20 protein-coding genes are annotated in these 19,925 nt (G+C 71.1%); all 20 read left to right on the top strand.

Translation table 11 applies throughout. From position 1 onward, the window contains the following. The first annotated feature begins 53 nt into the window (after positions 1–53). Positions 54–722 carry an SMC-Scp complex subunit ScpB gene (gene scpB, locus QM782_RS01720; protein WP_415201216.1) on the top strand — a complete coding sequence of 223 codons (669 nt, stop codon included), beginning with the start codon at positions 54–56 and terminating at the stop codon, positions 720–722. After that, the gene (locus tag QM782_RS01715) at positions 719–2,095 is read left to right on the top strand and encodes a pseudouridine synthase (RefSeq protein WP_415201215.1); all 1,377 of its coding nucleotides are present in this window, start codon (positions 719–721) and stop codon (positions 2,093–2,095) included. The genes scpB and QM782_RS01715 overlap by 4 nt, the downstream gene beginning before the upstream one ends. 154 nt (positions 2,096–2,249) lie before the next feature. Further along, positions 2,250–2,675, top strand: a complete 426-nt coding sequence (gene ndk / locus QM782_RS01710) for a nucleoside-diphosphate kinase (protein WP_415201214.1) — start codon at positions 2,250–2,252, stop codon at positions 2,673–2,675. Positions 2,676–2,753: 78 nt separating this feature from the next. Then, on the top strand, positions 2,754–3,905 hold the full coding sequence (rlmN, locus tag QM782_RS01705; RefSeq protein ID WP_415201213.1) for a 23S rRNA (adenine(2503)-C(2))-methyltransferase RlmN: 1,152 nt from the start codon (positions 2,754–2,756) through the stop codon (positions 3,903–3,905). Positions 3,906–3,908: 3 nt separating this feature from the next. Then, positions 3,909–4,733, top strand: coding sequence for a type IV pilus biogenesis/stability protein PilW (gene pilW, locus QM782_RS01700; RefSeq protein ID WP_415201212.1), 825 nt, complete (start codon positions 3,909–3,911; stop codon positions 4,731–4,733). Next, a complete protein-coding gene (locus QM782_RS01695) occupies positions 4,726–5,619 on the top strand; it encodes a helix-turn-helix domain-containing protein (RefSeq protein ID WP_415201211.1) in 894 nt (297 codons plus the stop codon). Before pilW ends, QM782_RS01695 begins: the two co-directional genes overlap by 8 nt. A gap of 2 nt (positions 5,620–5,621) precedes the next feature. Then, positions 5,622–6,905: a flavodoxin-dependent (E)-4-hydroxy-3-methylbut-2-enyl-diphosphate synthase gene (gene ispG, locus QM782_RS01690; RefSeq protein WP_415201210.1), complete on the top strand. Its 1,284-nt coding sequence runs from the start codon at positions 5,622–5,624 to the stop codon at positions 6,903–6,905. A 12-nt stretch (positions 6,906–6,917) separates the two neighbouring features. Beyond that, the gene (gene hisS, locus QM782_RS01685) at positions 6,918–8,231 is read left to right on the top strand and encodes a histidine--tRNA ligase (protein WP_415201209.1); all 1,314 of its coding nucleotides are present in this window, start codon (positions 6,918–6,920) and stop codon (positions 8,229–8,231) included. Positions 8,232–8,261: 30 nt separating this feature from the next. Beyond that, positions 8,262–8,924 carry a YfgM family protein gene (locus QM782_RS01680; protein WP_415201208.1) on the top strand — a complete coding sequence of 221 codons (663 nt, stop codon included), beginning with the start codon at positions 8,262–8,264 and terminating at the stop codon, positions 8,922–8,924. Then, entirely contained in the window at positions 8,921–10,033 is a 1,113-nt protein-coding gene (bamB, locus tag QM782_RS01675) for an outer membrane protein assembly factor BamB (protein ID WP_415201207.1), read from the top strand. Before QM782_RS01680 ends, bamB begins: the two co-directional genes overlap by 4 nt. A 10-nt stretch (positions 10,034–10,043) precedes the next feature. After that, complete coding sequence (gene der / locus QM782_RS01670; RefSeq protein WP_415201206.1) at positions 10,044–11,387, top strand: ribosome biogenesis GTPase Der; 1,344 nt, start codon at positions 10,044–10,046, stop codon at positions 11,385–11,387. 108 nt (positions 11,388–11,495) lie between these two features. Continuing rightward, on the top strand, positions 11,496–11,744 hold the full coding sequence (hfq, locus tag QM782_RS01665) for an RNA chaperone Hfq (protein WP_415201205.1): 249 nt from the start codon (positions 11,496–11,498) through the stop codon (positions 11,742–11,744). A gap of 73 nt (positions 11,745–11,817) precedes the next feature. Then, entirely contained in the window at positions 11,818–13,020 is a 1,203-nt protein-coding gene (gene hflX / locus QM782_RS01660; protein WP_415201204.1) for a GTPase HflX, read from the top strand. A 19-nt stretch (positions 13,021–13,039) separates the two neighbouring features. Beyond that, positions 13,040–14,440 (top strand): FtsH protease activity modulator HflK, encoded by a 1,401-nt coding sequence (gene hflK, locus QM782_RS01655; RefSeq protein ID WP_415201203.1) that lies wholly within the window; start codon positions 13,040–13,042, stop codon positions 14,438–14,440. A 13-nt stretch (positions 14,441–14,453) separates the two neighbouring features. Then, entirely contained in the window at positions 14,454–15,350 is an 897-nt protein-coding gene (gene hflC, locus QM782_RS01650; protein ID WP_415201202.1) for a protease modulator HflC, read from the top strand. A gap of 15 nt (positions 15,351–15,365) precedes the next feature. Then, positions 15,366–15,548, top strand: a complete 183-nt coding sequence (locus QM782_RS01645) for a DUF2065 domain-containing protein (RefSeq protein WP_415201201.1) — start codon at positions 15,366–15,368, stop codon at positions 15,546–15,548. Positions 15,549–15,600: 52 nt separating this feature from the next. Then, positions 15,601–16,752, top strand: a complete 1,152-nt coding sequence (locus QM782_RS01640) for an ATP phosphoribosyltransferase regulatory subunit (protein WP_415201200.1) — start codon at positions 15,601–15,603, stop codon at positions 16,750–16,752. Between the two features lie 27 nt (positions 16,753–16,779). Further along, the gene (locus tag QM782_RS01635; RefSeq protein WP_415201199.1) at positions 16,780–18,123 is read left to right on the top strand and encodes an adenylosuccinate synthase; all 1,344 of its coding nucleotides are present in this window, start codon (positions 16,780–16,782) and stop codon (positions 18,121–18,123) included. A gap of 18 nt (positions 18,124–18,141) precedes the next feature. After that, complete coding sequence (locus tag QM782_RS01630) at positions 18,142–18,666, top strand: phosphoribosyltransferase (protein ID WP_415201198.1); 525 nt, start codon at positions 18,142–18,144, stop codon at positions 18,664–18,666. A 9-nt stretch (positions 18,667–18,675) separates the two neighbouring features. Next, on the top strand, positions 18,676–19,896 hold the full coding sequence (locus tag QM782_RS01625; RefSeq protein WP_415201197.1) for a PLP-dependent transferase: 1,221 nt from the start codon (positions 18,676–18,678) through the stop codon (positions 19,894–19,896). Positions 19,897–19,925 lie beyond the last annotated feature (29 nt).

Raw genomic sequence — 19,925 nt, 5'->3', positions numbered from 1 at the left:
CGACGCATCCGAGCCCGCACCCCCTTGGTGCCTACCCCGGAACCGTACCAGCCATGAATTCGGCAGAGGCCAAGCATGTCCTCGAGGCGGCATTGATGTGCTCGCCGCAGCCGTTGCCCGTGCGCGAGCTGCGGGTGCTGTTCGACGACGCGCTGGGCGCCGACTCCGTCAAGGCATTGCTGGCCGAACTGCAGCAGGAATGGGCGCAGCGCGGGCTGGAGCTGGTCAGCGTGGCCTCGGGCTGGCGCTTCCAGAGCCGGCCGGCCATGCGCGCCTACCTGGACCGCCTGCACCCCGAGAAGCCGCCGCGCTACACCCGTGCCGCGCTGGAGACGCTGGCCATCATCGCCTACCGCCAGCCGGCCACGCGCGGCGACATGGAGGAGATCCGCGGCGTCAGCATCAACGCGCAGGTGCTCAAGCAGCTGGAGGATCGCGGCTGGATCGAGGTGATCGGCCACCGCGAGACCGTCGGCCGCCCCGCGCTGTTCGCGACCACGCGCCAGTTCCTGGACGACCTGGGACTGGAGTCGCTGGACCAGCTGCCGGTGGTCGACGATCCGGCCCAGCGGGCCCGGCTGCTGGCCGCGCTGGCCGAGGCCGATCCGGCCCAGGCGGCGCTGCCGATGGAGGGCGATGCCGACGCGGCGGCTGACCCCGGTGCCGCCGCCCTTGTTTCTCCTGACCTCGCCGCTTCCGAAACTGCGGAATCCCGACCATGAACCAACTTCCCGGTGCCACGACGCCTCCCGACGACGAAGAAGCGCACGATCTCGAGTCCGTCGCGTCCGCCTTGCCCGCTGCCGAGGTCCCGCCAAGTCCGCCGCCGCAGGCCGCGGCGGCCGAGCCGGCCGACGACAGCCGTTTCGCCGACGTGGTGTCGGGCCGCTTCGACGCCGACGAGGCCGCGCCCGACCTGGCGCCGCCCAAGCGCGTGCTGCCGCCGCAGCCCGAGACGCCCAAGCTGCACAAGATCCTGGCCCAGGCCGGCCTGGGCTCGCGGCTGGAGATGGAGCAGCTGATCACCGAAGGCCGCATCACCGTCAACAACGAGCCGGCCCACATCGGCCAGCGCATCCAGTACGGCGACCAGGTCAAGCTCAACGGCAAGCCGATCCGCATTCGCATCGACGCGCCGCCGCCGCGCGTGATCGCCTACCACAAGCCGGCCGGCGAGGTCGTCACCCACGACGACCCGCAGAACCGGCCCACGGTGTTCCGCAAGCTGCCCAAGCTCATGCAGGGCAAGTGGCAGTCGGTCGGTCGGCTGGACCTGAACACCGAAGGCCTGCTGCTGTTCACGAACTCCGGCGAACTGGCCAACAAGCTGATGCATCCGCGCTTCGGCCTGGAGCGCGAGTACGCGGTACGCGTGCTGGGCGCGCTCGGCAACGACGAGAAGCAGCGCCTGCTCGACGGCGTGCAGCTGGACGACGGCCCGGCCCAGTTCGGCAGCATCGAGGAGGGCGGCGGCGAAGGTTCCAACTGCTGGTACCGCGTGACGATCACCGAAGGCCGCAACCGCGAGGTGCGCCGCATGTTCGAGTCCGTCGGCCGTGCCGTCAGCCGGCTGATCCGCATCCGCTACGGCGCGATGCTGCTGCCGCGCGGCCTCAAGCGCGGCGCGGCGCTGGAGCTCGACGCGCGCGACATCCAGGCGCTGATGCGCGCGGCCGGTGCGTCGCAGCCGCAACCGGCCGGCCGCAACCACCGCAAGGACCGCCGCGGCAGCGAGGCCGCCCCGCCCGCCGGGCAGCCGCGCGGCAATGCCGGCGGCGGGCGCGGCAAGCGCGGCGGCCAGAAGGCCGCGCCGAACCGGCCGCCGCAGGGCGGCCCGCGCCGCGAGGGCGGCAGCCGGGGCGAAGGGCCGATCCCGAATCCGCTGGCCGTCAGCACGCCGGGCGGCCAGCGTGCCAAGCGCGGCGGCGGCAATGCCGGCGGCGGCGGTGCGCAGCCCGATCCGATGAAGACCTCCTTCGGCTACATCGGCGCCGACAGCTTCTCGCGCCAGCGCCAGGAGCAGCGCCGCCGCGGCGGCGGGGGAGGGGGCGGCGGCGGTGGTGGTAGCGCCCGCCGCGGTGGGCGCGGGCGCTGAACCGCCCGCCGGCACCTGCCTGGCCGGTGCCCTGCATGGGAATGCAGGATTGCGCACCGGCTAAAATCCCATGCTTTTCGCGCACGCGAAGCGCTTTTCCTTTCAACGATTCGCCATCCCTGCGAATCAAAATTTCAACCAGAACCGAACCGACATGGCCCTCGAACGCACCCTTTCCATCATCAAGCCCGACGCCGTTGCCAAGAACGTGATCGGCCAGATCTACGCCCGCTTCGAGGCCGCCGGCCTGAAGATCGTCGCCGCGCGCATGGTGCACCTGTCGCGTGCCGAGGCCGAGCAGTTCTACGCCGTGCACAAGGAGCGCCCGTTCTTCAAGGACCTGGTGGACTTCATGATCTCCGGCCCGGTCATGGTGCAGGCGCTGGAAGGTGAGAACGCCATCCTGAAGAACCGCGACCTGATGGGCGCCACGGACCCGAAGAAGGCCGCCGCCGGCACCATCCGCGCGGACTTCGCCGACAGCATCGACGCCAACGCCGTGCACGGCTCGGACGCCGCCGAAACCGCCCAGGCCGAGGTCGCCTTCTTCTTCCCGGGCCTCAACATCTACTCGCGCTGACATGCGACGACCCGCGCCCTGCCGCCGCGTTCGGGGGCTTCGCCGGCGCGGGACGGGCGCAGGGGGCGTGACCAGACGATGAGCACCGCCACCCCCGCCAACCTGCTGGAATTCGACCTCGACGGCCTCGCCGCCTTCTGCGAGCGCCTGGGCGAGAAGCGCTTTCGCGCGACCCAGCTGTTCCGCTGGATCCACCAGCGCGGCGCCGATGACTTCGGCCAGATGAGCGACCTGGCCAAGTCCCTGCGCGGCAAGCTCGAAGGCTGCGCTACGGTGCGGGCCCTGCCGGTCGTCGCCCAGCACATGTCGCAGGACGGCACGATCAAGTGGCTGTTCGACGTCGGCGCGGGCGACGCGGTGGAGGCCGTGTTCATCCCCGAGGACGACCGCGGCACGCTGTGCATCTCCTCGCAGGCCGGCTGCGCGGTCGGCTGCCGCTTCTGCTCGACCGGGCACCAGGGCTTCAGCCGCAACCTGACGACCGGCGAGATCCTGGCGCAGCTGTGGTTCGCCGAGCATTTCCTGCGCCGCCACCTGGGGACGGCGGAGCGCGTGGTGTCCAACGTGGTCATGATGGGCATGGGCGAGCCGCTGCAGAACTACGCGGCGCTGGTGCCGGCCCTGCGGGTGATGCTGGACGACCATGGCTACGGCCTGTCGCGCCGCCGCGTGACGGTGTCCACCTCCGGCGTGGTGCCGATGATCGACCGCCTGGCGCAGGACTGCCCGGTGGCGCTGGCCGTCTCGCTGCACGCGCCCGGCGACGCGCTGCGCGACAAGCTGGTGCCGCTGAACCGCAAGTACCCGCTGGACGAACTGATGGCGGCCTGCCAGCGCTACCTGGCGCATGCGCCGCGCGACTTCATCACCTTCGAGTACTGCATGCTGGACGGCGTGAACGACCAGCCCGAGCATGCGCGCGAACTGATCGCGCTGGTCGAGCGTCACCGCACGCAGGGCGTGTGGTGCAAGTTCAACCTGATCCCGTTCAACCCCTTCCCGGCGTCGGGCCTGAAGCGCTCCGGTGCGCCGCAGGTCGCCGCCTTCGCCAGGCTGCTGGCCGACGCCGGCATCGTGACCACGGTGCGCAAGACCCGCGGCGACGACATCGACGCGGCCTGCGGCCAACTGGCCGGCGACGTGAAGGACCGCACGCGGGTGGCCCAGCGCATCGCGCTGCAGCGGCAGGTGCCGCTGCAGCCGGCGGGTGGCCTGGCGGCGGGGGGCTGAGCGATGCGGCGGACCTGCCGGCGTTTCGCAGGGGCGTGGGCCCTGGGCGGCCTGGCGCTGGCCGGTGCGCTGCAGCTGGCCGGCTGCGCGGGGCCCGGCGGCCCTTCGGCCACGGCGCCGCAGGCCGACCTGGTGCTGCCGTCGGAGGAAACCGAGGCGCGCCGGCGCGCGCGCGTGCGGCTGGAACTGGCCTCGCGCTATTTCGACCAGGGGCAGACCACGGTCGCGCTGGAGGAGGTCAAGCTCGCGCTGGCCACCGACCCGGGGTTCGCCGAGGCCTTCAACCTGCGCGGGCTGGTCTACATGCGGCTGAACGACCTGCCGCTGGCCGAGGAGAGCTTCCGCCAGGCGCTGCGCCTGAATCCGCGCGAGCCCGGCACCGCCCACAACTACGGCTGGCTGCTGTGCCAGCAGGGCCGCTACGAGCAGGCGGTCGCCTTCTTCGGCCAGGCGCTGGCGCACCCGACCTATGCCGACAAGGCCAAGACCTGGCTGGCCCAGGGCATGTGCCAGCAGCGCGCCGGGCAACTGGCCGATGCCGAGCGCAGCTTCGCGCGCTCCTACGAGCTGGACCCGGCCAACCCCATCACCGGCTACAACCTGGCGCAGCTGCTGCACCAGCGCAGCGACGACGCGCGCGCGCAGTTCTACATCCGCCGCATCAACAACTCCGAGTACGCGAATGCGGAATCGCTGTGGCTGGGCGTGAAGGTCGAACGTCGCCTGGACAATCGCCAGGCCATGGAACAGCTGGCCCTGCAGCTGCGCAACCGCTTCCCCCAGTCGCGCGAGTACCTCGCGCTGGAACGCCAGGCATTCGATGAGTGACGCTCCCCTTTCCCCGGACTCGACGACGGCATCGGCGGCGGGCGCGCCCTCCGGGTCGATGCCCTCCGGCCCGGCCCAGCAGGCCGGCGCCATGCTGCGCGAGGCGCGCGAGCGGGCCGGCCTGCACGCGGCGGCATTGGCCGCCGCGCTGAAGGTGCCGGTGCGCAAGCTGGAGGCGCTGGAGGCCGGCCGCTTCGACCTGCTGCCCGACATCGCCTTCGCCCGCGGGCTGGCCGCCAGCATCTGCCGCGGCCTGAAGGTCGATCCCCAGCCGGTGCTGGCCCTGATGCCGGCCATCGGCGGCCCCGACGTGCCGGTCGCGCCGCCGGCCATCAATACGCGCTTCGAGCCCGGCAGCAGCGCCGGCGCGGCGCGGCGCGGGCGGCTGAGCCCGGCCATGTGGGCCGTGGCCGTGCTGCTGCTCGGCGCGCTGGCGATCTATCTGTGGCCGACCGGCGCCGACGCGCCGGCCGAGCCCGAGGCCGCCACCGTGCCGGAGGAGCCTGCGCAGGCCGCGGCGCCGGGCCTGGTCACCGAACGCGTGGCGCCGGGCGCCGAGCCGGCGCCTGCCGTTGCCGCGGCGCCCCTCGCGCCGGCGCAGCCCGCGGCCAACGCCGCCGTGCCGGCCCCGGTGGCACCGCCGCCTGCCGCCGGATTGCTGCGCTTCGACGTCAAGGCCGAGACCTGGGCCAGGGTCACCGACGCCACGGGCAAGGTGCTGCTGCGGCGCACGCTGAAGGCGGGCGAGAGCGTGCCGGTCGACGGCACGCCGCCGCTGGAGGTCGTGGTCGGCCGCATCGACGCGGTCGAGATCCAGGTGCGCGGCCAGGTACAGGATGTGCGCTCCGCCGCCCGCAGCGGCGTGGCGCGCTTCGAGGTGAAATGAGCATGCCAACCACCCCACCCGCTACTCCGATCGCCGCGGCGACGATCCCCCCCCGCCGCAGCCGCCAGGCCCGCGTCGCCTGGGGCAGCCGCATCGTGGCCGTGGGCGGCGACGCGCCGGTGCGCGTGCAGTCCATGACCAATACCGACACGGTGGACGCGATCGGCACCGCGATCCAGGTCAAGGAGCTGGCGCTGGCCGGCTCGGAGATGGTGCGCATCACCGTCAACACGCCCGAGGCCGCCGCGCAGGTGCCCTACATCCGCGAGCAGCTCGACCGCATGGGCATCGACGTGCCGCTGATCGGCGACTTCCACTACAACGGCCACCGCCTGCTGACCGAGCACCCGGCCTGCGCCGAGGCCTTGTCCAAGTACCGCATCAACCCCGGCAACGTGGGCAAGGGCGACAAGAAGGACAAGCAGTTCGGCCAGATGATCGAGGCCGCGATGCGCTGGGGCAAGCCGGTGCGCATCGGCGTCAACTGGGGCAGCCTGGACCAGGAACTGCTGGCCGGCCTGATGGACGAGAACAGCCGGCGCGCCCAGCCCTGGAGCGCCAGGCAGGTGATGTACGAGGCGCTGGTCACCTCGGCCATCGATTCGGCGAAGCTGGCCGAATCGTTCGGCATGGACGGCAGCCAGATCCTGCTGAGCTGCAAGGTCAGCGGCGTGCAGGACCTGATCGCCGTCTACCGCGAGCTGGCGCGCCGCTGCACCTACCCGCTGCACCTGGGCCTGACCGAGGCCGGCATGGGCACCAAGGGCACGGTGGCCTCGGCCGCGGCGCTGTCCATCCTGCTGCAGGAGGGCATCGGCGACACCATCCGCGTGAGCCTGACGCCGCAGCCCGGCGAGCCGCGCACGCAGGAGGTGGTCATCGCCTCGGAGGTCCTGCAGGCCCTGGGCCTGCGGGTGTTCGTGCCCAGCGTCACCGCCTGCCCGGGCTGCGGGCGCACCACCAGCACCACGTTCCAGGAACTGGCCAAGCAGATCGACGACTTCCTGCGCATGCAGATGCCCGTCTGGCGCGGCAGGTACCCCGGCGTCGAGGGCCTGAAGGTCGCCGTGATGGGCTGCATCGTCAATGGCCCGGGCGAGAGCAAGCATGCCGACATCGGCATCAGCCTGCCCGGCACCGGCGAGGCGCCGGCCGCGCCGGTGTTCATCGACGGCCAGAAGGCCATGACGCTGCGCGGCGACAACATCGCGGCCGAGTTCCACCAGATCGTCGAGCACTACATCGAAAAGCGCTTCGGCCAGGCCTCCACGGCCAGCGCCGCCTGAACCCGGATTCCCATGGCTGACAAGATCAATGCCGTCAAAGGCATGAACGACATATTGCCGGCGAGCGTGCCGCGCACCGACAAGCTGCCCGACTCCGCGCTGTGGCACTGGTTCGAGACCACCGTGCGCGAGGTGCTGGCGCGCTATGGCTACCAGTACATCGTGACGCCGGTGGTCGAGCCGACCGCGCTGTTCGTGCGCGGCCTGGGCGAGGTGACCGACATCGTCGAGAAGGAGATGTACTCCTTCACCGATGCGATGAACGGCGACAAGCTGACACTGCGGCCCGAGGCCACGGCCGGCATCGTGCGCGCCATGGTCGAGCACAACGCGCTGTACAACGGTCCGCTGCGGCTGTGGACGCTGGGGCCCATGTTCCGCCACGAACGGCCGCAGAAGGGGCGCTATCGCCAGTTCCACCAGCTCGACGTCGAGGCCCTGGGCTTCGCCGGGCCGGACGTGGACGCCGAGCTGATCCTGCTGACGCGCGCGCTGTGGAAGCGGCTCGGCCTGGCCGAAGGCCGGCACGTGCGGCTGGAGCTCAACAGCCTGGGCCAGCCGGCCGAGCGCCAGGCGCACCGCGAGGCGCTGATCCGCCATTTCGAGGCCCATGCCGACGTGCTTGACGAGGACGCCCGCCGCCGCCTGCACAGCAACCCGCTGCGCATCCTGGACACCAAGAACCCGGCCATGCAGGCCATGGTCGAGGCGGCGCCGCAGCTGATGGACTTCCTCGGCGCCGAATCGCGCGCGCACTTCGACGCCGTGCGCGCCGTGCTCGATGCCGCCGGCCTGGCCTACCGGGTGAACCCGCGCCTGGTGCGCGGCATGGACTACTACAACCTCACGGTCTTCGAGTGGGTCACGGACCAGCTCGGCTCGCAGGGCACGGTCTGCGGCGGCGGCCGCTACGACGGCCTGATCGGCCAGATGGGCGGCAAGCCCGCGCCGGCCGTGGGCTTCGGCCTGGGCATCGAGCGCCTGCTGCTGCTGATCCAGGAACTGGGCCTGCCCGTGCCCGGCGCCGCGCCCGTGGCCTATGCCATCGTGCCGCAGCCGGCCCGGCTGCCGCAGGCCATGGCCGTGCTGGAGCAGTTGCGCGACGCCGGCCTCGCCGTCGTGCTGCACGCCGGCGGCGGCAGCATGAAATCGCAGTTCAAGAAGGCCGACGCCAGTGGCGCCGCCTACGCGCTGATCTTCGGCGAAGAGGAGGCCGCGGCCGGCGAGGTGACCGTCAAGGCCTTGCGCGACGGGCAGGGGGCGCAGCAGCGCCGCTCCCTCGCCGATCCGGCCGAATGGGCCGCCGCCCTACAATCCCGCGCTTGATTCCGCGCCCCTGATCGCGCTTCTTCCTCCATGGCAAAACATCTCGATCTCGAAGAACAGGAACAGCTCGACCAGGTCAAGCATCTATGGCAGCGCTACGGCAACGCCATCACCTGGCTGCTGATCCTCGTGCTGGCCGGCTTTGCCGGCTGGAACGGCTGGCAGTACTGGCAGCGTAGCCAGGCCACCCAGGCCTCGGCGTTGTTCGAGGAGGTCGACCGCGCCGCCAAGGCCGGCGATACCGCCCGGCTGGAGCACGCCTTCGGCGACATCCGCGACAAGTACGCCGGCACCGTCTACGCGCAGCAGGCCGGCCTGCTGACCGCCAAGGTGCTGCACGAGAAGGGCAATGCCGACGGCGCCAGGGCCGCGCTGACCTGGGTCGCCGAGAAGGCGTCCGACCCCGGCTACCAGGCGCTGGCGCGGCTGCGCCTCGCCGGCCTGCTGCTCGACGCCAAGGCCTACGACGACGCGCTGAAGCAGCTCGGCGGCAGTTTCCCGGGCGAGTTCGCCGCGCTGGCCGCCGATCGCCGCGGCGACATCCTGGCCGCGCAGGACAAGAAGGCCGAGGCCGTGGCCGAGTACCGCAAGGCCTACGACGGCCTGGGGCCGCGCGTGGACTACCGCCGCATGGTCGAAGTCAAGCTGAACGCGCTGGGCGTGGACCCCACTGCGCCGGGAGCCGCCCAATGACGGCCCGCCGCACGCTCCTCGGCCTCGCCGCCGCCGCGCTGCTGGCCGGCTGCGGCACCAGCAAGCCCAAGCCGGCCGAGCTCGGCCCCGATCCGCACCTGCTGGGCGTGCGCCAGGCCTGGAGCGCCAGGGTCGGCCGGGTCGATTTGCCGCTCGACGTGCATGTCAGCGGCGCGCAGGTCGCGCTGGCCAGCAGCGACGGCACCGTGCTGGCGCTCGATGCCCGCAGCGGCCGCGAGCTGTGGCGCGGCGCGGTCAAGGGCCGCCTGTCCGCCGGCGTCGGCAGCGATGGCCAGCGCGCGGCCGTCGCCACCCAGGACAACGAGATCGTGGCGCTGGAGGCCGGCCGCGAGCTGTGGCGCCAGCGCCTGACCGCGCAGGTCGTCACCGCGCCGCTGGTGGCCGGCGGGCGCGTGTTCGTGCTCGCCACGGACCGCTCCGTGACCGCGCTGGACGGCGGCAGCGGCCGGCGCCTGTGGTCGCAGCAGCGCCCCGGCGATCCGCTGGTGCTGAGCCAGAGCGGCGTGATCCTGGCCGTGGGCGACACCCTGGTCGTCGGCCTGGGCGGCCGGCTGGTGGGGCTGAACCCGACGAACGGCCAGGTGCGCTGGGACGTGCCGATCGCCGCGCCGCGCGGCACCAACGACGTGGAGCGCCTGGTCGATCTGGTCGGCCGCGTCAGCCGGGTCGGCGACTCGGTCTGCGCGCGCGCCTACCAGGCCAGCCTGGGCTGCGTGGATGCCGGGCGCGGCGTGCTCGCCTGGAGCAAGCCGTCGGCCGGCTACCAGGGCGTGCACGGCGACGAGCGCATGGTCTACGGGCCCGAGGCCGACGGCCGGCTCGTGGCCTGGCGCCGCAGCGATGGCGAGCGCGCCTGGGTCAGCGAGCGCCTGCGCTACCGCCGCCTGACGGCGCCGCTGGCGCTGGGCCGCTCGGTCATCGTCGGCGACGAGACCGGCCTCGTGCATTTCGTCTCGCGCGAGGACGGTTCGCCGCTGACGCGCGTGGCGACCGACGGCTCGCCCATCGCGGCGGCGCCGGTCGTGGCCGAGGACACGCTGGTCGTGGTCACGCGCAACGGCGGCGTGTTCGGCTTCGTGCCGGAGTGATGCAGCGGCCATGAAGCCCGTCATCGCCCTGGTGGGCCGGCCCAACGTCGGCAAGTCCACGCTGTTCAACCGGCTGACGCGCTCGCGCGATGCCATCGTGGCCGACTTCGCCGGCCTTACGCGCGACCGCCACTACGGCAACGGCAAGCAGGGCCGGCACGAGTTCATCGTCATCGACACCGGCGGCTTCGAGCCGACGGCCGAGAGCGGCATCTACCAGGAAATGGCCAAGCAGACGCGCCAGGCCGTGGCCGAGGCGGATGTGGTGATCTTCGTCGTCGATGCGCGCGCCGGCCTGTCGGCGCAGGACCACGACATCGCCGACTACCTGCGCCGCCTGGGCAAGCCCTGCGTGCTGGCGGCCAACAAGGCCGAGGGCATGCACGAGGGCCACCAGCTCGGCGAGTTCTTCGAGCTGGGCCTGGGCGAGGTGCATGCCGTCTCGGCCGCGCACGGCCAGGGCGTGCGCACGCTGGTCGAGCTGGCGCTGGCGCCGCTGGCGTTGCCGGAGGAGCCCGAGGAAGAAGCGGGCGACGAGCCCGGCGTGATCCGCCTCGCGGTGGCCGGCCGGCCCAACGTCGGCAAGTCCACGCTGATCAACACCTGGCTGGGCGAGGAGCGCCTGGTCGCGTTCGACATGCCCGGCACCACGCGCGACGCGATCAGCGTGCCGTTCGAGCGCCATGGCCAGCGCTTCGAGCTGATCGACACCGCCGGCCTGCGCCGGCGCGGCAAGGTGTTCGAGGCGATCGAGAAGTTCTCGGTCGTCAAGACGCTGCAGGCCATCGCGGACGCCCACGTCGTGCTGCTGCTGCTGGACGCCACGCAGGGCGTGACCGACCAGGACGCCCACATCGCCGGCTACATCCTGGAGAGTGGCCGTGCCGTGGTGCTGGCCATCAACAAATGGGATGCGGTGGACGCCTACCAGCGCGAGCTGGTGCAGCGCTCGATCGAGACGCGGCTGGCGTTCCTCAAGTTCGCGGCGCTGCACTTCATCTCGGCCCGGAAGCGCCAGGGCCTGGGGCCGCTGTGGGGCGCGATCGCCCAGGCCTACAAGGCGGCCATGTGCAAGATGTCCACGCCGGTGCTGACGCGGCTCCTGCTGGAGGCCGTGCAGTTCCAGGCACCCAAGCGCAGCGGCATGTTCCGGCCCAAGCTGCGCTATGCCCACCAGGGTGGCATGAACCCGCCCATCATCGTCGTGCACGGCAACTCGCTGGAGCACGTGACCGATGCCTACAAGCGCTACCTGGAGGGCCGCTTCCGTAAGGAATTCGAGCTCACCGGCACGCCGCTGCGCATCGAGATGAAGACCTCGGCCAATCCCTATGCCGACAAGAAGGATCGCTGAAGGTCCCAACACGAGGTCTAAGGACATCGGTATTTCCACGGAGGGCGCCGGACCGCTGTGGTATGTTCCTGCCTCCCTAATAACAACTGTCTGAACACGGAGGATATCGTGAGCAACAAAGGTCAACTTCTGCAGGATCCGTTCCTGAACACACTGCGCCGCGAGCACGTGCCGGTCTCGATCTATCTGGTCAACGGCATCAAGCTGCAGGGCCAGATCGAATCCTTCGACCAGTACGTCGTGCTACTGCGCAACACCGTGACGCAGATGGTCTACAAGCACGCCATCTCGACCATCGTTCCGGGCCGCGCGGTGAACTTCCAGCCGGCCCAGGACGACGCGGACGCCGCGCACTGACATCTCCCGTTCCGCCGGTGTCTCACCGGCCTGCGTCGCGCGCCGAGCGGTGCGCGCTCCCGGTCCCATCCGATTGACTGAACTTCCTGTTGCGAGCCCGGCGACGGCCTCGGCCATTCTGGTCGGGGTCGATTTCGGGCTGCCGCATTTCGACGCCGAGCTCGAAGAACTCGGCCTGCTGGCGCAGACCGCCGGCCTGCAGCCGGTGGCCCGCATCACCTGCAAGCGCAAGGCGCCGGACGCGGCCCTGTTCGTCGGCAGCGGCAAGGCCGAGGAGATCAAGCTGCTGGCGCGCATGCACCAGGCGACCAAGGTGCTGTTCGACCAGGCGCTGAGCCCGGCCCAGCAGCGCAACCTCGAGCGTGCGCTGGAGCTGCCGGTCAACGACCGCACGATGCTGATCCTGACGATCTTCTCGCAGCGTGCGCGCAGCCACGAAGGCAAGCTGCAGGTCGAGCTGGCGCGGCTGCAGTACCTCAGCACGCGGCTGGTGCGCCGCTGGTCGCACCTGGAGCGCCAGCGCGGCGGCATCGGCACGCGCGGCGGCCCGGGCGAGCGCCAGATCGAGCTGGACCGCCGCATGATCGGCGAGGCCATCAAGCGCACGCGCGAGCGGCTGCACAAGGTGGTGCGCCAGCGCGGCACGCAGCGGCGCCAGCGCGAGCGGCGCGAAGCGTTCACGATCTCGCTGGTGGGCTACACCAACGCCGGCAAGTCCAGCCTGTTCAACGCGCTGGTCAAGGCGCGCGCCTATGCGGCCGACCAGCTGTTCGCGACGCTGGACACGACGACGCGACAGCTCTACCTCGGCGAGGCCGGGCGCTCCGTGTCGCTGTCCGACACCGTGGGCTTCATCCGCGACCTGCCGCACGGCCTGGTCGACGCATTCCGCGCGACGCTGCAGGAGGCCGCCGATGCCGACCTGCTGCTGCACGTGGTCGATGCCTCCAATCTGCACCATCCCGAGCAGATGGAAGAGGTGCGCCGCGTGCTGGCCGAGATCGGCGCCGAGGACGTGCCGCAGCTGCTGGTGTTCAACAAGCTCGATGCCCTGGACGCGGCGCAGCGCCCGCTGCAGCTGGCCGACACGGTGGAGGTCGACGGGCGGCAGATCGACCGCGTCTTCGTCAGCGCCCGCAGCGGCGAGGGGCTGGCGGCGCTGCGGGCCGAATTGGCGCGCCGCGCGGAGCAGATCGCACCCTCGGGGCCCGGTGAATCGGCTGATTCCCCTGGGTATCATGAGGCCGATCCCCGCTTCGGCACAATCATCCGTTGACCACAAGAGATCTGAGCGCATGAACCTTTCTTCTCGGCCGTCGGCCTGGGCGGGCTTGCCCGGCCGAATCCGCGGCATGTTCAATCTGAACGATCCCCGCTGGGGCCGTGGAGACGACAGGGCCGGCGATCCGGACGAGAAGCCCGACGCACGGCGCCCGGAGGGCGAGCGCCCGTACGAGCCGCCGCGGCAGGCGCCCAACCGCGGTGGCAACCAGGGACCACCGGACCTGGACGAACTCTGGCGCGACTTCAACCGCAAGCTCGGCGGGCTGTTCGGCGGCGGCAACCGGGGCGGCGGGCGCAACGGCGGCGGCATGGGCGGCGGCGGTGGTTTCCAGCCCGACATGAAGAGCGCCGGCCTGGGTGTCGGCCTGATCGGTGCCGTGGCCGTGCTGATCTGGCTGGGCACCGGCTTCTTCATCGTGCAGGAAGGCCAGCAGGCCGTCATCACCCAGTTCGGCCGCTACCACTCCACCGTCGGTGCCGGCTTCAATTGGCGGCTGCCGTATCCGATCCAGCGCCATGAGCTGGTGTTCGTGACGCAGATCCGCTCGATCGACATCGGCCGCGACGTGATCATCAAGGCCACCGGCCTGCGCGATTCGGCCATGCTGACCGAGGACGAGAACATCGTCGACATCCGCTTCGCGGTGCAGTACCGGCTGAACGATGCGCGCGCCTTCCTGTTCGAGAGCAAGGACCCGACGGTGGCCGTGGTGCAGGCGGCCGAGACCGCGGTGCGCGAGGTCGTGGGCAAGATGCGCATGGATCAGGCGATCGCCGAGGAGCGCGACCAGATCGCGCCGCGGGTGCGCGAGCTGATGCAGACCATCCTGGACCGCTACAAGGTCGGCATCGAGATCGTCGGCATCAACCTGCAGCAAAGCGGCGTGCGGCCGCCCGAGCAGGTGCAGGCCGCGTTCGACGACGTGCTCAAGGCCGGCCAGGAGCGCGAGCGCGCCAAGAACGAAGCCGAGGCCTATGCCAACGACGTGATCCCGCGTGCACGCGGCACCGCGTCGCGCCTGCTGGAGGAGGCCCAGGGCTACAAGGCGCGCATCGTCGCGCAGGCGCAGGGCGATGCCCAGCGCTTCAGCTCGGTGCTGACCGAATACCAGAAGGCGCCGCAGGTCACGCGCGACCGCATGTACCTGGAGACCATGCAGCAGGTCTATGCCAACGCGACCAAGGTGTTGGTCGACTCGCGGCAGAACGCCAACCTGCTGTATCTGCCGCTGGACAAGCTGATGCAGGCGTCCGGCACGCAGGGTGCCGCGGCGCTCGGCGAGGCCGGCCTGGCCGGCGCGGCGACGGGTTCGTCGTCCACATCGAACGTGCCGCCGCCGCTGCCATCGTCGGCCGCTGCCGGCGACCTGCGCGCCCGCGACGGCCGCACCCGCGAACGCGACATGCGCTAGGGAGGCGCGACAAGTGAACAGAGTCGGATTCATCGCATCGTCGCTGCTGGTGCTGCTGGCGCTGGCCAGTTCCATGCTGTTCGTCGTGGACCAGCGCCAGTACGGCGTGGTCTACGCGCTCGGCCAGATCAAGAAGGTCGTCACCGAGCCGGGGCTGCACTTCAAGATGCCGCCGCCGTTCCAGAACGTGCGCTACCTGGACAAGCGCCTGCTGACGCTGGAAAGCACCGACCCCGAGCCGCTGCTGACGGCCGAGCGCCAGCGCGTGGTCATCGACTGGTACATCCGCTGGCGCGTGATCGATCCCTCGGAATACATCCGCAACGTCGGCTTGGACGAAAGCGCCGGCGCGAACCAGCTCAACCGCGTGGTGCGCAACGCCTTCCAGGAAGAGATCAACAAGCGCACTGTGCGCGACCTGCTGTCCTCCCGCCGCGAGGAGCTCATGGCCGACGTCAAGCGCGAGGTGCTGGAAGCCGTGCGCGGCGGCCGGCCCTGGGGCATCGACGTGATCGACGTGCGCATCACCCGCGTGGACTACGTGGAGTCGATCACCGAGTCGGTCTACCGCCGCATGGAGGCCGAGCGTCGCCGCGTGGCCAACGAGCTGCGCTCCACCGGCGCGGCCGAGGGCGAGAAGATCCGCGCCGAGGCCGACCGCCAGCGCGAGGTGGCGATCGCCAATGCCTACCGCGACGCGCAGAAGGTCAAGGGCGAGGGCGACGGCCAGGCCGCCGCGGTGTATGCCGAGGCGTTCGGCCGCGACCCGCAGTTCGCGCAGTTCTACCGCAGCCTGGAGGCCTACAAGGCCAGCTTCGGCAAGAAGAGCGACATGATGGTGCTGGATCCGTCGTCGGACTTCTTCCGCGCCATGCGCAGCCCGGCCGCGGGCGCGGCGGCCGGCCGCTGACGGTCCCCTGTATCCGTGGACACGCTGTGGGCCGCCCTGGCCCTGGTGCTGGTCATCGAAGGCCTGATGCCGCTGCTCTCGCCCGGCGGGTGGCGGCGCATGTTCGCGCAGATCCTGGCGCTGACCGACGGGCAGATCCGCTTCTTCGGCATGTGCAGCGTGCTGCTGGGGCTGTTGCTGCTGGCCGCGCTGTCCTGAGCGGCGTGGCCAGGCCGGTAGAATCCCGCTTTTAACAGCGTACAGTTTTCCCATGTCCGCCTGGGTCCTGCCGGATCACATCGCCGATGTCTTGCCTTCCGAGGCCCGGCACATCGAAGAACTCCGCCGCGCACTGCTGGATACCGCCCGTGGCTACGGCTACGAGCTGGTGATGCCGCCGCTGCTGGAGCACCTGGAGTCGCTGCTGACCGGCACCGGCGAAGCGCTGGACCTGCTGACCTTCAAGCTGGTCGACCAGCTGTCCGGGCGCACCCTGGGCCTGCGCGCCGACACCACGCCGCAGGTCGCCCGCATCGATGCCCACCTGCTGAACCGCCAGGGCGTCGCGCGCCTGTGCTATTGCGGCCCAGTGGCCCACACCCGGCCCGACCGCGCCCATGCCACGCGCGAGCCGCTGCAGTTCGGCGCCGAGATCTACGGCCACGACGGCCTGGAGGCCGACTTCGAGGTGCTGCTGCTGGCGCTGGACTGCCTGGCCGCCGCCGGCCTGCACATGCCGACCGTGGACCTGAGCGATGCGCGCATCGTCGAGGCCCTGCTGCCCGACGGCGCGCTGCCGCCCGCCGTGCAGGCCCAGGCGCACCAGGCGCTGACCACCAAGGATGCCGGCGAGCTGGCGCGCCTGACGCGCGCGCTGCCGCAGGCCGACCGCGAGGGGCTGCAGGCGTTGCTGCAGCTGTACGGCGACGCCGGCGTGCTCGACCAGGCCGAGCGCGTGCTGCCGGCGCGGCCGGCGCTGCAGCAGGCGCTGGCCGAACTGCGCCGCTGCGCCACGCTGCTGGGCGGGCGGGCCACGGTGCGCGTGGACCTGGCCGACCTGCGCGGCTACGCCTACTACAGCGGCGTGCGCTTCTCGATCTATGCGCCGCAGGCCGGCGACGCGCTGGTGCGCGGCGGCCGCTACGACGCGGTCGGCGCCGTGTTCGGCCGCGACCGGCCGGCCGTGGGCTTCAGCCTGGACCTCAAGCAACTGGTCGCGGCCGTGCCGCCGCGGCCGCTGCGCGCCGCCATCCGTGCGCCGTGGGGCGAAGGCGCGGCGTTGCATGCGGCCATCGCCGCGCTGCGCGCGCGCGGCGAGACCGTGGTCTGCGTGCTCCCGGGGCACGAAAGCGAAGTCGATGAGTTCCATTGCGACCGCGTGCTGCAGCACGCGGACGGTCAATGGGTCGTGCAAGCCATCTGAACCAGTAGCCGACAGGCAATCGAAGACATGAAGACAGGCAATCCGGCGGCCGCGGGCCGCAACGTGGTCGTGGTCGGCACCCAGTGGGGCGACGAAGGCAAGGGCAAGCTGGTCGACTGGCTGACCGAGAGCGCGCAGGGCGTGGTGCGCTTCCAGGGCGGCCACAACGCCGGCCACACGCTGGTCATCGACGGCCGCAAGACCGCGCTGCACCTGATCCCCAGCGGCATCATGCGCCCGGGCGTGAAGTGCTACATCGGCAACGGCGTGGTGCTGTCGGCGGCCAAGCTGCTGGAGGAGATCGAGGGGCTGGAGAAGGCCGGCGTGGAGGTGCGCTCGCGCCTGCGCATCAGCGAGGCCTGCCCGCTGATCCTGCCGTTCCATGCGGCGCTGGACGTGGCGCGCGAGGCCGCGCGCGAGAAGGTCGGCACCGAGAAGATCGGCACCACGGGCCGCGGCATCGGTCCGGCCTACGAGGACAAGATCGCGCGCCGCGCGCTGCGCGTGCAGGACCTGAACGATCCCGAGCGCTTCGCGGCCAAGCTGCGCGAACTGCTGGCACTGCACAACTTCGTGCTGACGGGTTTCCTGCACGCCGAGCCGGTCGACTTCGACGCGGTCTACGCCGAGGCCATGCGCCACGCCGAGCAGTTGCGCCCGATGATCGCCGACGTGTCGCGCGAGCTGAACGACGCGCACCGCGCCGGCGCCAACCTGCTGTTCGAAGGCGCCCAGGGCACGCTGCTGGACGTGGACCACGGCACCTACCCCTACGTGACCTCCAGCAACTGCGTGGCCGGCAACGCCGCGGCCGGCGCCGGCGTCGGGCCGGGCCTGCTGCACTACGTGCTGGGCATCACCAAGGCCTATTGCACGCGCGTGGGCGGCGGTCCGTTCCCGACCGAGCTGGACTGGCAGACGCCGGGCACGCCGGGCTACCACATGAGCACGGTCGGCGCCGAGAAGGGCGTGACCACCGGCCGCTCGCGCCGCTGCGGCTGGTTCGATGCCGCGCTGCTCAAGCGCTCGGCCCAGGTCAACGGCCTGACGGGCCTGTGCATCACCAAGCTGGACGTGCTGGACGGCCTGCCCGAACTGAAGCTGTGCACCGGCTACGAGCTCGACGGCAAGACCATCGACATCCTGCCCATGGGCGCCGACGAGATCGCGCGCTGCACGCCGCTGTACGAGACGCTGCCGGGCTGGAGTGAATCCACCGTGGGCGTCACCGCGTACGACCGGCTGCCGGCCAATGCGCGCCGCTACCTGCAGCGCATCGAGGAGACCACGGGCGTGCCGATCGACATCGTCTCGACCAGTCCCGACCGCGACCACACCATCATGATGCGCCATCCCTACCAGGCGGCCTGACCCTACGGAGAACCTCCCATGCTGACCGAAGACGGCAAACACCTGTACGTGAGCTACGACGAGTACCACAACCTGATCGAGAAACTCGCGATCAAGGTGCACCAGTCGGGCTGGGAGTTCGACACCATCCTGTGCCTGGCGCGCGGCGGCATGCGGCCCGGCGACATCCTGTCGCGCATCTTCGACAAGCCGCTGGCCATCATGTCCACCAGCTCCTATCGGGCCGATGCCGGTATGCGCCAGGGCTCGCTGGACATCGCGCGCTTCATCACCACGCCCAAGGGCGAGATCGCCGGCCGCGTGCTGCTGGTCGACGACCTGGCCGACAGCGGCCATACGCTGAAGGCCGTGATCGAACTGCTCAAGACCAGCTACGCGCCCATCGTCGAGCTGCGCAGCGCCGTGCTGTGGACCAAGGGCGTGTCGCAGTTCACGCCGGACTACTCGGTCGAGTTCCTGCCGACCAACCCCTGGATCCACCAGCCCTTCGAGGGCTACGACACGATGCGCCCCGCGCAGCTGCTGGAGAAGTGGAAGGTCTAACATGCTCGCATGAGCTGTTCGACGACCGACCTGATCCACCACCCCTACCTTCCGCCCACCGCCTTCGCCGCGCCGCAGCCCGGCGTGTTCAAGGCGTCCACGGTCATCTTCCCGAACGTCGCGGCCATGCGCAGCCGCGACTGGAAGAACAAGTCCGGCTACACCTACGGCCTGCATGGCACGCCGACCACGTTCACGCTGGAAGAGCGCCTGGCCGCGCTCGAAGGCGGGCTGCAATGCCTGCTGGTGCCGAGCGGCCTGGCCGCCATCGCCAGCGTGGCGCTGTCGCTGCTGGCGCACGGCGACGAGGTGCTGATCCCGGACAACGCCTACGGCCCGAACAAGTCGCTGGCGGCCGGCGAGCTGCGCGCCTTCGGCGTCACGCACCGCTTTTACGACCCGATGGACGTGCAGGACCTGGCGGCGAAGATCGGCCCGAAGACGCGGCTGGTGTGGCTGGAGGCCGCGGGCTCGGTGACGCTGGAGTTCCCGGACCTCGTGGCCATGGTGCGCATCTGCCGCGAGCGCGGCGTGACCGCGGCGCTGGACAACACCTGGGGCGCCGGGCTGGCCTTCGACCCCTTCGACCTGGGCTCGCCGGACGATCCGCTGGCGGTGGACGTGTCGATCCATGCGCTGACCAAGTACCCGAGCGGCGGCGGCGACGTGTTGATGGGCAGCATCGTCACGCGCGACGACGCGCTGCACCACCGGCTCAAGCTCACGCACATGCGGCTGGGGCTGGGCGTGGGCGCCAACGATGCGGAGGCCGTGCTGCGCGCGCTGCCCAGCCTGGCCCTGCGCTACCGTGCGCACGACGCGACCGCGCGCGCGCTGGCGCAGTGGTGCCAGGGGCGGCCCGAGTGTGCACAGGTGCTGCATCCGGCGCTGCCCGGTTCGCCGGGCCACGAGCACTGGGCCGCGCTGTGCGGCCGCGACGGCCTGCAGATGCCGGGCCGCGCCGCCGGCCTGTTCAGCGTGGTGCTGGCGGAGCGCTTCACGCAGGCGCAGGTCGACGCCTTCTGCGACGCCTTGCGGCTGTTCAAGCTCGGCTACAGCTGGGGCGGCCCGATGAGCCTGGTGGTGCCCTACGCGCTGCAGGAGATGCGCCAGCGCTGGCCCGCCCATCTGCGCCGCGGCACCCTCGTGCGCTTCTCGGCGGGCCTGGAGGACGTGCGCGACCTGCAGGCGGACCTGGAGCAGGCCATGGTGCACGCATTCGGCACCTGATTGCGTACAGTCCATGGGCTCTCCGCCCT

This window comes from Pseudorhodoferax sp. (assembly GCF_047601025.1).
In the GTDB taxonomy this organism is placed as follows: Bacteria; Pseudomonadota; Gammaproteobacteria; order Burkholderiales; family Burkholderiaceae_C; genus Pseudorhodoferax.
Note: the sequence above shows the minus strand (reverse complement) of the source record. Positions and strands in the feature narration are given on the sequence as shown.